Consider the following 12,979-nt stretch of genomic DNA (forward strand, 5'->3'; position numbering starts at 1 on the left):
CGTGCGCCCAGCAGTCCATAGCGTCGAGACATGCCTACCGCGATCATCACCGGAGCCAGCCGCGGACTCGGCCTGGCCCTCACCCGTACGCTGTCGGCCGCCGGCTGGAGCGTCATCGCCGACGCCCGGCACGAAGCCGATCTGGTCGGCGCCACGAAGGCGCTGCCGAACGTGGTCGCCGTCGCCGGCGACGTCACCGACGCCGAACACCGGAGCGTCCTGATCGCTCAGGCCGAGCGACTGGGCGGGCTCGATCTGCTCGTCAACAACGCCGGAGCGCTCGGGCCGAGCCCGCTGCCGCCGGTGGGAGCCGTTGCCGGGCAGGCGTTGCGGGACCTGTTCGAGGTGAACGTCGTCGCGCCGGTGGCGCTGACCCAGGCCGCTCTGCCGCTGCTGCGTACGGGGCGGGGTGTGGTGCTCAACGTGACCTCGGACGCCGCCGTCGAGGCGTACGAGGGATGGGGCGCCTACGGCGCTTCGAAGGCCGCCCTGGAACACCTCGGCAAGGTTCTCGGCGTGGAGGAGTCGGCCGTCACCGTGTGGCAGGTCGACCCAGGCGATCTGCGTACGCGGATGCACCAGGACGCCTTCCCCGGCGAGGACATCTCCGACCGGCCGCTGCCGGAGTCGGTCGCGCCCGGCCTGCTCGGGCTGCTGGCCCAGCGTCCGTCGTCGGGCCGCCACAAGCTGGCCGACTGGATCCCGACCGGGGTGAACGCGTGAGCGCCTTGTGGGTTCCTTTCGAGGTCGCCGACTTCGAGCGCAGCGCGGATCACTACGGCCGGTTGCTGGCCCTGCCCGTCATCGACCATTGGAAGCGACCGGGGGAGCAGGGCGCGGTCTACGACGCGGGTGGCGGCCGGGTGGAGATAGTCCAGACCACGCGCCCGACCCGGCCGCCGGGCGTGGCCCTCGAACTGCCGGATCGGCCCAGCGTCGACGCCGTGCACCTGGCGGCCGGACCGGCGGCCGAGACGACCCCGGCGACCTTCCCCCGCGGGCACTACGGGTTCGTGCTCGCCGACCCCGACGGCAACCGCGTACTCGTTTGGACGGAAGCATGACGGCGACACTGGAGTTCACCCTCGCCCCCGAATTGGAGGCGCACGAGCCGCCCGAGGCTCGCGGCCTGGCGCGCGACGAGGTACGCCTGCTGGTCGGCTCGGCCGACGGCGTCAGCCACCATCGGTTCGCCGATCTGCCGTCGCTGTTGCGGGCCGGGGACGTGCTGGTGGTCAACACCTCGGCCACGATGGCCTCGGCAGTGGACACTGTGGACAAGGAATTCGTCGTGCACTTCTCCACCCGCCAGCCCGACGGGCGCTGGGTCGTGGAAGTGCGGCGTCCGGTCGGCGGCTCGACGCAGCCGTACTTCGACGCGTACTCCGGGCTGCGGCTCACGCTTTCCGGCGGCGTGGTCGTCAGGCTGGCCGAGGCGTACTCGGACCGGCTGTGGATCGCCGAGGTCTCCGTAGACTCGGTGCCGCGCTATCTGCGCGCCCATGGCCGCCCGATTCGCTACTCCTATGTGGAACGCGACTGGCCCCTGTGGGCGTACCGCAGCGTCTTCGCGATCAGCACCCCGGACGATCGCGAGGGCAGCGCGGAGATGCCGAGCGCGAGCCGGCCGTTCACCGAGGCGCTGGTGACGCGGTTGGCCAGCCGCGGCGTCGTCATCGCGCCGATCACCCTGCACACCGGCGTCGCCTCGCCCGAGGCGCACGAGCGGCCCTACCCCGAGCGGTTCGAGGTGCCCGAGACCACCGCACGCCTGGTCACCCAGGCTCGCGCCGCCGGTGGGCGGGTCATCGCCGTGGGCACGACCGCGGTCCGCGCGCTGGAGACCGCCGCGCGAGCGGACGGGTCGGTCCAGGCCGCGGCGGGGTGGACCGACGTCGTGGTCACGCCGGAGCGAGGCGTACGCGTCATCGACGGCCTGCTCACGGGGTTCCACGAGCCGAAGGCGTCCCACCTGCTGATGCTGTCCGCCATCGCCGGCGAGGATCTGCTGTCCACCTGCTATCGCGAGGCCGTCGAGCACGGATATCTCTGGCACGAGTTCGGCGATCTGAATCTCCTCGTCCCCTGAGCCTTGGTCAATGAGGAGGACGCCGCGGGCTGCGGCGTCCTCCTCATCCGTGCAACCGGTTCCGTGCAACCGGTTCCGTGCAACCGGTTCCGTGCAACCGGCTCGGTGCTACTTGTTCATGGCGTCCTTGGCCTTCTGGCCCATCTCCGACGCCTTGTCCTTGGCCTTCTGGCCCATGTTCTTGGCCTTGCCCGACATCTCCTCCGACTGGCCTTCGTCCTGCATTCGCTCGTCGTCGGTCATGTCGCCCATTTGTTCCTTGGCCTTGCCCTTCCACTCCTGGGCTTCATTGCGGATGTTGTCGTCCATACCCATGGCTCTGAGACCTCCTCGGGCTCGGTTATCCGAGCGGTACCCCCGTCGCGGCCCGCTAACCACCGTTATGGCGCGGATAAATCGGACATAACGGCACTGGTGGGGATGCCGTGGCGGAATGTCGGAGCACGGTGGCACGATCTCGGCATGAGCGTCCGAGACGACTACCTCGCCAGTGCTGCCGTGGCGGCGGCGTTCCTCGCCGAACCCGCCGTGGCGGCCCGCTGGGCCGAGCCGAGCGCGTTGGCCAAGCTGAGCGTCGGCGGGCTGGCCGGCCACCTCTCCCGGCAGATCGTGGTGATCCCGGGAGTCCTGGCCGCGCCACCGTCGGCCGCCGCGCCGATCGACCTCGTCGAGCACTACACCCAGGTCAAATGGCGTGGGGCGGAGCTGGACGAGGAGACGAACGCGGGGATCCGCGAAACGGGAGAGACCGCGGCCGCGCCCGGACCCGCCGCGATCAACGACGACGTCGCCGCGGCCCTCGCCGAGCTACCCGGAGTCGTGCTCGGGCGCTCGGACGGCGGCGTCCTCGTGCCCTGGACGGGCTGGACGCTCACCGTGGACGGCTTCCTCACGACGCGGCTGCTGGAGCTGATCGTGCACACCGACGATCTGGCCGTCAGCGTCGGCGCGGTGACGCCGGAGTTCCCGCCCTCGGCGGTGCAGACCGTGGTCGACCTGCTGTCGCGGTTGGCCGTGCAGCGGCACGGGGCGGTGAACATCCTCCGCGCGCTCAGCCGGGCCGAGCGCGCACCGGCGACGATCGCGGCGATCTGACGCTCGTCTCCGGTTTTCGCCCACGCGTGGGGCCCGCTGATGGCGTCGCTGTTGCTTGGCGCCGCCGGGTCAGAGGCCGAGGAGGGCGGCGAGCTGGGCGACGCCGGGTAGCCGCCGCGCGCCCTTCGGGTCAGCCTCCACTGTGGTCACATCGGCGACCACGACGGTGACGTTGTCCGGCGCGCCCGCCTGGAGCGCCAGCTTCACCAGCTGCTCGGCGGCCTGCTTGACCTCTGGGTGCGTCTGCAGCGCGTGGGCGATGCTGTGGTCGGTGACGATGTCGGAGAGCCCGTCGCTGCACAGCAGGAACCGGTCGCCCGGGCGGATCGAGACGGTGGAACACGCGGTGGTGAAGTCGAGCCCCTGCACGGACTGGGTGATGAGGGACTTCTGCGGGTGGTGGCGGGCGTCGTCCTCGGAGAGGACCCCGCGGTCGATCAGGGACTGCACGTAGGTGTCGTCCTTGGTCAGCCGGCGCAGCTCGCCCTCCCGCAGCAGGTACGCCCGGGAGTCGCCGACGTGCGCCACCAACACCTCGGCCGCGTCGTCGGCGTCGGCGGACAGCAGCACGGCCGTCATCGTGGTGCCCATGCCCTCCTTCAACGGGTCGTCGAGGGTGGCCTGGTAGATCCCCCGGTTCGCGGTCATGAGGTGGTCGAGGAGCACCCGCGCCGGTTCGTCGCCGAGGTCGGCGGTCTCCAGGGCGGCCAGCTCGCGGATCACGATCGCGCTCGCGTCCTCGCCCGCGGGAGCCCCGCCGACCCCGTCGGCGATCACGAGCAACCGGGACCCGGCGTACGCCGAATCCTCGTTGTTCGCCCGGATCAGCCCGAGGTCGGTGAGCAGAACGGAGCGGAGGGCGAGACTCATCCCTCAAGGGTGCAGGCAAGGATGGTCAGATGTCTCTAGGCATTAGTACGTAATTTCTCGCAGACCCCTCTCGGCCGTGAGAGAAATGTGGGGCAACCGTATCCTTTGGGCCGTGAACCCGGTGCCGATGGTTGGGCGCGCCGACGAACTGCGGGAGCTCGTCGGCCAATGGGAGCGGGTCGTATCGCCGGATTTGTCGAGTACCGGGGTGGTCGTCCTGACCGGCCAGCCAGGCGTCGGCAAGAGCCGCCTGGTCGCGACGGCGGTCGAGGCGTTCGCCCCTCGCCCGGCGACGGTGCTGACCGGCACCGCCCGGCTGCACTCGCCGGCCCCGTACGACTGGCTCGCCGCCGTGCTGAGCGGACGGGATACGCGTACGCTGCCCGTCCCGGCCGACGGACTGGGCTGGCTCGCCCAGGACCCCCAGGCTCCGACCGAGCGCTACGCGCCGGACGCGCTCCTGCGCCTCGCCGTACGCACCGTGCGCGCACTGGTCGGCGACGGGCCGGCCGTCCTGATCGTCGAAGACCTGCACGCCCTCGACCCGGCCAGCCTGAGCCTCATCGCCGAACTCGCGGCGGCCCCGAGACTCCCGGCGCTCCTCATCGTGACGAGCCAACCGGCCGAAGCGGCCGTCGCGCGGCACCTGGTCGCGCGTACGCTCGCCCGCCTGTCGGGCACGCCGAACGCCGTCCGGCAGCACCTCGGGCCGCTCGACCCGGAACGCGTGACCGAAATCCTCGCGGCGGCCCACCCCGAACTGCCGGACGCCGAACGAGTCGGGCTCGCCGTGTGGCGGCGTACCGGGGGGAATCCGTATCTCCTCAGCGAACTGCTGGCGACCACGGCCGGACGTGGCCTGGCCGCGCTCGAAGACGAACCCGTCGGGCCGGAGGCCGAACAGGTCGAACTGACCGCCCGGGAACTCCAAGTGCTGGAATGCCTCGCCGCCGGGATGTCCAACAAACAGGTCGCGAAGTCGCTCGACATCTCGATCCGGACGGTTGCCGTGCACGTGTCCAACCTGCTGCGGAAGACCGGTTCGTCGTCGCGTACCGAGGCGGCGCTGTGGGCCGTCAAACGCCCCTGACCCGCGCGCCCTCCCGTTCGCCGCTCCCGCATCGGGCGCTGGATCAGGGATCTGTGTCGAATCTTGCCCCAAGATTCGACCGGGAACCCTGATCCAGGCGCCGAATTCGCGGCCGCCGCGGGATGGTGGCGGATCAGCCGGCGCGGCCACGCGGCTTGAGCTGACCGGGCGGTAGCGCGGGAGCCGGCAGCCGGTCCCCGTCGTAGCCGTGCACTTCGCCGAAGCCGCCCGTCCCCGCGTTCCACGCCTCGCGGGCCTGTGCGACCTCGTCCCCGGTACGCGCCACGAAGTTCCACCACATCACGATCTCCTCCGCGAACGGTTCCCCGCCGAGGAGCAGCACTGCCGTGTCCACATCAGACTCCAGTTGGACGTCCGATCGGTGGGAACCCAGATACAGCAACGATCCCGGCTCCAGCAGTACGCCGTCCACCCGGGCGCCGCCGGACATCGTGAGCGCGGCGTACTCGAAGTCGGGTTCCAGCGGGAAGCGTGCGTCGGCACCGGCCGCCAGACTCAGGTCGGCCCCGACGAGCGGGGAGTACGTCGTCCCAGGGGACGCCGCGCCGTCGATCTCACCGAGCATCACGGTCGCCGTCACGCCGCCGCCGGTGACCACCGGAAGCGTGGGGTGGTGTTCGAAGGCCGGCTCGACATGCCGGTACTCGTCGGGCAGTGCCACCCAGAGCTGCGCGCCGTGCAGCAGCGGAAGATGTTCGCGAGGCGATTCCTCGGAGTGGGCGATGGCCCGGCCGGAGGTCATCACGCCCAGCTGACCCGGGCGCAGCGTCTGGAGGCTGCCGAGGCTGTCGCGGTGCAGCACCTCGCCCTCGTGCAGCCAGCTCACCGTCTGCAGACCCATGTGCGGATGCGGTGGCACCTGCATCCCGGGCTCGGCGGCGATGTCGTCCGGCCCGTAGTGGTCGATGAAGCACCACGCGCCGATCATGCGCCGGCCGAGGGTCGGCAACAGGCGGCGTACCTGGGTGCTCTCGCCGAGCTGCACGACTCGGCCCGGGATCAGGTCGCGTACCGGCTCGGCGGCGACACCGGCCCGGCCGCCGCAGGTGGACATCGCCGGGGCGCGGTCGAGGTTGCTCATGCGCTCAACCTACCCGCGCCCCGGCGCCCCCCGGACCCGAAACCAAGGGGTTAGACGAAGGCGGTGGTCCAGTAGCGGGCCTTGTAGAACTTCGCTCCCGTACGCTTGCCGGCTCCGCCGCTGGAGAAGCCGACCGACGTCGTCCAGTACTGGCTTTCGCTGGGCGCGTCGACGTAGAACCGCACGCCGTTCGGCAGGCTCCCGTACGCCTTGACGTAGGTGGAGGTGCTGATCCGCTTCTTGCCGCTGAACACCCAGCTCGATCCGGCGTACAGCAGGCTGACCTCCCAGACGCCGTGGTTCGCGCCGGTGCCGCCGACAGTGTAGAAGAACTTGCCGGAGGCGTAGTCGGGCTGCAGGTCGTGCCCGGTGCCGGAGAACGTCGTCTTGCAGGCGAGCTTCAGCCCGGTCAGGTGCCCGCTGCTGTTCACGACGAGGTGGTACGCCCGCAGCTCGCCCTTGCCGACGGCCAGCAGCAGCCCGCTGCTGGTGTCGTAGAGCACGCCGTGCGCGCCTTCGAAGCCGTATTTCACCGAGCCGCTGTAGGACGTGCCCGGCTTGCCGCCGTTGCTCGACGGGATGAACAGGCTCAGGCCGCCGCCGTCGACGAACGAGCTGCTGTACTGCCGGGCCCGCGAGGACGCCACGACGATCGCGCCGTAGTTCTTGATGCGCTCGACGGCGTGCGGGTTGCCCGGCACGGTGGCGCTCCAGACGACGCTCTTCGAACTCTGGTCGATCATCGCCGCCTTGCCGCCCGCCGAGGCGGTGCCGGACGCGGTCACCAGCACGACGTCGCCCCAGGCCGCGGTGGGGCGGCGCTTGACGTCGGACAGGTTCGTCCAGGTCGACCCGGACGGCGCCGACCAGCGCCAGCGCACGTTGGAGTCGGTCCACGAGGTGGTCGAGTGGCTGAACACGAGCACGTCGTTCGTCTTCTGCTCGGTCGTGGCCACCAGGTATTCCGCGGCGGCGGCCGGTTCGGCGGCGACGAGCGCGCCGGCCACCGTGCCGCCGGTCGCGGCGACGACTCCGGCCGCGGCGGTGCTGCCCAGCAGGGTCCTTCTGCGCATTGGTCTCCCCAGATCCGCGGGCCGCCGGTCGGGGGCCCGATCGGTCAAGATCCTGACACCGTGGGGCAACCTCGGCAAACACTGGATGTCCGCCCTGTGGATAACCTCAGGGCAAGAGTCGGATATCCGTGACTATCTGGGCGCTAGCCGCTTTCCGTGGGCACTCTGGCCAACGTGGACACCGTCATTATCGTAGGAGCGGGGCCGACGGGCCTGACGGCGGCACTGGAGCTGGCCAACCACGGCATCCCGACCATTCTCATCGACTCCGGCGACCTGAGTTCCGCGGCCGAGACCGGTTCACGGGCCATCGCCATCCATCGCACGGCGCTTTCCGTCTGGGAGCGCCTCGGGTGCGCGGGCCCGATGCTCGCGGAGGGCGTCGCGTGGCGGACGCGGCGTACCTTCCTCGGCACCCGCGAGATCCTCACCCAGGTTCTGCCCCCGGCCGAGGGCGGCCTGCCGACCTTCCTCAACCTTCAGCAGTACCGCACCGAACACCATCTGCTCGCGGCGGCCCGCGCGCACCCCCTGATCGAGCTGCGGCCCGGCCATCGCGTCACCGCGGTGCGCCAGGACCGCCGTCAGGTCACTGTTCAGATTCAGGATCGGACTGGTACGCACAGCGCAACGGCGGCGTACGTGCTGGCCTGCGACGGCGCGCGGAGTTCGGTCCGCCGGGCGTTGGGGCTGGACTTCCCGGGGCAGACCTTCCCGGACCGGTTCCTCATCGCGGACATCCGCGCCGAGCTGGACCTGCCGCCGGAGCCCCGGTTCTACTTCGATCATCCGGCGCATCCCGGCAGCACGGTGCTCATCCATCCGCAGCCGTTCGGGGTGTGGCGCATCGACTGGCAGCTCGGAGCGGACGTCGACGTCGACGCCGAGACCGCGCCGGACCGGATGGACGACCGCATCCGTACGCTGCTGACCGCGGTCGCCGGCCGGGACGTCGACTACGACCTCGTCTGGCTGAGCGACTACCGGTTCCATCAGCGGCTGCTGACCCGGCTGCGGCATCGGCGGGTCTTCTTCCTCGGCGACGCCGGTCATCTCGTGGCCCCGTTCGGGGCGCGCGGTATGAACGGCGCGGTGCAGGACGTCGAGAACCTCGGCTGGAAATTGGCCGCCGTGCTGCACGGCTACGCGCCGGAGTCGCTGCTGGAGTCCTATCAGGACGAAAGGTGGGCGGCGCAGGAGCACAATCGGCAGGTCGTCTCGGCGACCATGCGGTTCATGGCTCCGCGTACGCGGTGGCAGTGGCTGCGGCGGGAGACCGTCCTGCGATTGGCCGCCCGCTGGAAGCGCGCCGCCCGCTGGGTCGACAGCGGACGGATGAGCGAGCCCTACCGGTACGCCGTCTCCGCCATCGTGCTCGCCGACGACGGCCCGGCCCGGCAGTGGCGGGGCGCACCGGACCTGGGCGGCAAGGTGCCCGACGGCGACTGCGTCATTCAGGGCCGGGCCACCCGGCTTCGGCACCATGTAGGGCGCGACTGGGTGGCGCTGTGGTTCACCGGTGAACACCACGACGCCTGGCTGCCCGCCCGACCCGGGCAGGTCCCGTGCCGGCTGATCACGATCGACCCGGCCGACGCCGGCGACCTCGCTCAGGCGTACGCCGCCCGGCCGGGCTCGCTCTATCTCGTCCGGCCGGACGGGCACCTCGCCGCGCGCCGCCGGAAGGCGGGCCCCGGCGCTGTGCGTACCCTTCTGGAGATCATGGAGATGCGCGGACCGTCAGGGACGCACCTGGCCGACGTGCCACCGCACCTCCCGCAACAACGCGGCCAGGTCCGAGGCGACGTTGACGAACTGGAAGCCGGACTGGACCCGGTCGATCGCCGCCCGGGAGTCTGAGCAGTAGATGCCCACCGGCAGGCGGTGCCTGGCCGCCGCCTGCCGGATCGCCGCGAGCGGGCCGGCCAGCTCGGGATTCTCCGGCGCGGGCGTGAGCCCGAGCGAGACGGCCAGATCGACCGGGCCGACGAACAGGCCGTCGAGGCCCGGCACGGCGGCGATGGCCTCCACATTCGACAGAGCGGTGGCGCTCTCGATCTGAGCGATGACGAGGGTCTTCGTGTTGGCCTCCGCGAAGTACCCGGGCAACGTCGTGTCGAAGGCCAGTCCGGCCCACGCGCTGCCCAGACTGCGCCGCCCGATCGGCGGGAACTTGGCCGCGGCGACCAGTGCCGCTGCCTCCTCGGGGGTGTCGATCATCGGACCGATCACCGCCGCGGCTCCCGCGTCGAGGGCGCGTTTGACGTTCTCGGTGGTGTTCTCGGCGATCCGGACGACCGCGCAGCCGCCCGCGTCGGCGATGGCGGCGACCATCGCGGTCATCGTCTCGGCCCCCATGGGACCGTGCTCCGCGTCGACGACGAGGAAGTCGGCCCCGACGCGGGCGAGCTGACGGGCGGCGGCCGGACTGGGCAGGCTCAACCAGACCCCGTACGCCGGGCCGCCGGCCCGCAACCGGTCCTGAAAGATGTTGTCGCGCACCGCTTCGACTTTAGGGGGCGGCCGCCACGCCCCCGTTTGACGTAGCGACCTGCCCAGGCAGCGCGCGGCTGCCGAGGTCCATGGTGCCGAGCGCTCCTTTAACCTCGCTTTATCGGCCGGCGGTGGACTGCCACGAGGCCAGCCAGGCGTCGATCAGATCGGCTTCCGGCCGGCCGAGACTCGCGTAGATACCGCGAGCTTCTGCGGCGTGGAGCTGCGCGTCCTTCTCCGCGCCCTGCGCGAGCCGGGTCTTCGCCAACAGGAACAGGGCGCCGCCCAGACCCAGCACACCGGACGAACGCGACAGCTCGACGGCTAGCACGAGATGCTCCTCCGCCAGCTCGTAGTCGCCCCGGGCCAGCGCGATCTGACCCGATGAGCTGTACGCCTCGCGGAGCGCCCGGGGATGCTGCCCTTCGAGCGCGGCGCGCACCGACAACTCGGCCGCCACCGCTCCCGCGTCCAGCTCGCCGAGGTCGGCCAGGACCCGGACCAGGTATGCCCGCAGGATCGCCGCACCGGTGTTCGACCCGATCGTGGCGGCGAGCTCAGCCGCCTCCTCGAACCGCACCCGCGCCTCCGTGAGCCGGCCGTCCCGCCGCAGGAAGAGTCCGCTGATGCCCAGGATGTTCCCCGCGCCTTCGAGGTCGCCGCCCGCGTACGCCAGGCCCAGCGCGCGTTCGAGGTCGGCCTGCCCCACAGCCGAATCGCCGAAGGTCTCGAAGTGGTAATTCCCTTGGGACAGCAGGATCCGGGCGAGCTGCGCCGGGTACTGATGCGCCGGCAGCCGGGCCGTCGCCCATGCGTTGATCACCGGCACCGCGCGCCACTGTCCACGTCGTCGCAGCACGATGCCGTACTGACCGGCCGCGACCGCGGCCCGGGCCGGATCGCCCTGGGCCAGGTACCGCCGACGAGCCTGACGGAGCAGGGGCAGCGCGTCGTCGTAGCGTCCATGCGTCTGCGCGAGCATGCCCATCGCCAGCAGCAGATCGGTCCGGACCGGCTCGTCCGGCGGGATCGCGGACAGCACCCGCGCGGCGGCCGCCGGCCACTCGGACGCACCACGCAGGCTCACATAGTCCGTCATCGCGGTGAGTGTCCGGACCGCCACCTCCCACCAGCCCCGGTCGGCGGCGTCCTGGGCGACGCCGAGGAACAGCGCCTCGTTCCGCTCGAGCCAGGCCAGCGGAACGCTCGGCGATTCCTGCTGGTCCGGAGGCGCATCGTGCGGAAAGGAACGCACGGGTAACTGGACGCCGACCCGCAGCGCCTCCGCGGCGATGAGGTCGTACGCCTGTCGTAGCACCTGTCCGTCCTCATCGTCGCTCTGCTCACGGGCGTACAGGCGGACGAGGTCATGCAGGCGGTACCGGATGCCGTCCTCGTCATCGCGTTCGTTCAGCAACGAGGCACTCACCAGCGCCTGCGCCACCCGCTCGGCGGCCGGCAACGGAAGGTCCAGGAGCGATGCGGCCACCCAGGACGGCGTTTCCGGCACGGGCAGCAGGCCCAGCCGGCGCAACAGCACACCGGCGACCGGATCGAGCCGGCCGTGGCTGACCGAGAAAGCGGCTCGCACCTCCCGGTCGCCGAATGCCAGCTCGTCGAGGCGGGACTGCTCGTCGGCCAGCCGCGCGGCCAGTCGGCTGATCGGGGTCGACGGCCGGCGGGCGAGGCGTACGCCGGCGATCCGGACCGCCAGCGGCAGGCCACCGCAGAGCCGCACGAGCCGAGCCGCGTCGGTGGCCTCGGCCTCGATCCGGGTGGCCCCGGCCAGCCTTCCGAGGAGCCGCAGCGCGTCGTTTTCGGGCAGGACGTCGAGGTCCAGCAGATGCGCGCCGTCGATCCCGGCCAGCAGCCGGCGTCCGGTGACGAACAGGGCGCTGCCGCCGGTCGGCGGAATGAGCGATCGGACTTGGCCCTCGTCCCGGGCGTTGTCCATGACGAGCAGCAGCCTTCGGCTGGTCAGTTCGGCCCGCAGGCGGCCCGTACGCTCCTCGGCCTCGGCTGGGATGGCCTCGCCGGGGACTCCGAGGGCACGCAGGACCGCGGCCGTCACGTCGGTGGCCTCCGGCGGATGCGAGTCCGTCCCGCGCAGGTCGAAGAAGACGCAGCCGTCGGGGAAACGGCTCTGCAAACCGCGGGCGACGCGTACCGCGAGGGTGGTCTTGCCCATGCCGCCCAGTCCGGCCAGGCAGACCACCGCCGGATGATCATCCTCCGCGCGGAGGAGCGCGGAGATCCGGTCCACCTCCGCCGTCCGCCCGGTGAAGTCCGGGATGTCGGCCGGGACCTGCCACACCCCGGTGGGGGTCTCGGCCACCGGTCCGCGCAGCCACCGGCGTACCACTTCGGACGCCTCGTCGAGTCGGCCGTGCAGCACTCGTTGTTCCAGGTCGCGTAGGGCCGAACCCGGTTCGAGGCCCAGTTCGCGGACGAGCGTCCGGCGAGCCCGGTGGTATTCCTCGAGAGCCTGCGCCTGCCGGCCGCTGCGGGCGTGGCCGAGGATCAGCAGGTACCACAGCCGCTCTCGGAGCGGATCATCGGCGAGCAGTGCGGCGATGTGACCCGCGACCGGCCGATCGAGCAGGACCTCGACCGCGGCCAGTCGTTCGGCCGCGTCCCGCCGGTCCTCGGCCAGGCCGGACACCGCCTCGGCGAGATGAGCCGAGTCCACGTCTTGGCAGGCGTGGCCCTGCCAGATCTGCAGCGCGTCCTCGAAGTGCCGGGCGGAAACGGCCCAGTCGCCGAGGCCGGCCGCTTGCTCGGCGGACCGGACGAGCTGTCGGAACGTGAGGACGTCGGTACCCACGACCGAGCCGGCCAGCTGATAGCCGTTGGGATGGGTCACGATGGCGGCATGCGCGTCGGCCCCGGCGCCGACGAACGCCTGCCGGAGCCGGAAGATCGCGATCTGCACCTGATTGGCGGCCGTCCTGGGCGCTTTGCCACCCCACGCCGCCTCTACCAGTTCGTCGACCGAGACAACCTGATCGTGCCGCAAGGCGAGGGCAGCCAGCACAGTCCGCGCGCGCGGACTGCTGACAGGGTTCACCCCGTCGGCGCCGGCGATTCGCACCGGACCCAGAATCCGGACCTCAACCTGTTCCACGCAGCCGAGAGTAGCGAGGCCTGGCCGGTTGGTCACCGGAGAT

General features: G+C 71.3%; 12 protein-coding genes. 6 read left to right on the plus strand and 6 right to left on the minus strand.

What is annotated here, in order from left to right:
* The first annotated feature begins 30 nt into the window (after positions 1-30).
* From HDA40_RS30885 to HDA40_RS30895, 3 genes are read left to right on the plus strand one after another with little or no spacing between them, the layout of a single operon-like run.
* Positions 31-723, plus strand: a complete 693-nt coding sequence (locus HDA40_RS30885) for an SDR family NAD(P)-dependent oxidoreductase (protein WP_253761325.1) — start codon at positions 31-33, stop codon at positions 721-723.
* Positions 720-1,064, plus strand: coding sequence for a VOC family protein (locus HDA40_RS30890; protein WP_253761326.1), 345 nt, complete (start codon positions 720-722; stop codon positions 1,062-1,064). Before HDA40_RS30885 ends, HDA40_RS30890 begins: the two co-directional genes overlap by 4 nt.
* Positions 1,061-2,089 (plus strand): S-adenosylmethionine:tRNA ribosyltransferase-isomerase, encoded by a 1,029-nt coding sequence (locus HDA40_RS30895; protein WP_253761327.1) that lies wholly within the window; start codon positions 1,061-1,063, stop codon positions 2,087-2,089. The genes HDA40_RS30890 and HDA40_RS30895 overlap by 4 nt, the downstream gene beginning before the upstream one ends.
* A gap of 108 nt (positions 2,090-2,197) precedes the next feature.
* On the opposite strand, the gene HDA40_RS30900 is transcribed toward HDA40_RS30895, so the two are convergent.
* On the minus strand, positions 2,198-2,398 hold the full coding sequence (locus HDA40_RS30900) for a CsbD family protein (protein ID WP_253761328.1): 201 nt from the start codon (positions 2,396-2,398) through the stop codon (positions 2,198-2,200).
* Between the two features lie 153 nt (positions 2,399-2,551).
* On the opposite strand from HDA40_RS30900, the gene HDA40_RS30905 reads away from it, so the two are divergent.
* Positions 2,552-3,184, plus strand: a complete 633-nt coding sequence (locus HDA40_RS30905; protein WP_253761329.1) for a maleylpyruvate isomerase N-terminal domain-containing protein — start codon at positions 2,552-2,554, stop codon at positions 3,182-3,184.
* Between the two features lie 69 nt (positions 3,185-3,253).
* Here HDA40_RS30905 and HDA40_RS30910 read toward each other — a convergent pair whose 3' ends face one another.
* Positions 3,254-4,054, minus strand: coding sequence for a PP2C family protein-serine/threonine phosphatase (locus HDA40_RS30910; protein WP_253761330.1), 801 nt, complete (start codon positions 4,052-4,054; stop codon positions 3,254-3,256).
* A gap of 112 nt (positions 4,055-4,166) precedes the next feature.
* On the opposite strand from HDA40_RS30910, the gene HDA40_RS30915 reads away from it, so the two are divergent.
* Complete coding sequence (locus HDA40_RS30915; RefSeq protein WP_253761331.1) at positions 4,167-5,144, plus strand: helix-turn-helix transcriptional regulator; 978 nt, start codon at positions 4,167-4,169, stop codon at positions 5,142-5,144.
* A 133-nt stretch (positions 5,145-5,277) separates the two neighbouring features.
* On the opposite strand, the gene HDA40_RS30920 is transcribed toward HDA40_RS30915, so the two are convergent.
* Positions 5,278-6,246, minus strand: a complete 969-nt coding sequence (locus HDA40_RS30920; protein ID WP_253761332.1) for a pirin family protein — start codon at positions 6,244-6,246, stop codon at positions 5,278-5,280.
* A gap of 50 nt (positions 6,247-6,296) precedes the next feature.
* Positions 6,297-7,319: a hypothetical protein gene (locus HDA40_RS30925; RefSeq protein WP_253761333.1), complete on the minus strand. Its 1,023-nt coding sequence runs from the start codon at positions 7,317-7,319 to the stop codon at positions 6,297-6,299.
* A 174-nt stretch (positions 7,320-7,493) separates the two neighbouring features.
* On the opposite strand from HDA40_RS30925, the gene HDA40_RS30930 reads away from it, so the two are divergent.
* A complete protein-coding gene (locus HDA40_RS30930; RefSeq protein WP_253761334.1) occupies positions 7,494-9,179 on the plus strand; it encodes an FAD-dependent monooxygenase in 1,686 nt (561 codons plus the stop codon).
* On the opposite strand, the gene HDA40_RS30935 is transcribed toward HDA40_RS30930, so the two are convergent.
* Together HDA40_RS30935 and HDA40_RS30940 are read right to left on the minus strand one after the other, a co-directional pair.
* Positions 9,060-9,821: an HpcH/HpaI aldolase family protein gene (locus HDA40_RS30935; protein ID WP_253761335.1), complete on the minus strand. Its 762-nt coding sequence runs from the start codon at positions 9,819-9,821 to the stop codon at positions 9,060-9,062. The two genes, HDA40_RS30930 and HDA40_RS30935, sit on opposite strands and share 120 nt — an antisense overlap.
* 109 nt (positions 9,822-9,930) lie before the next feature.
* On the minus strand, positions 9,931-12,936 hold the full coding sequence (locus tag HDA40_RS30940; protein WP_253761336.1) for an AfsR/SARP family transcriptional regulator: 3,006 nt from the start codon (positions 12,934-12,936) through the stop codon (positions 9,931-9,933).
* Positions 12,937-12,979 lie beyond the last annotated feature (43 nt).

Source organism: Hamadaea flava (genome assembly GCF_024172085.1).
Classification (GTDB): Bacteria; Actinomycetota; Actinomycetes; order Mycobacteriales; family Micromonosporaceae; genus Hamadaea; species Hamadaea flava.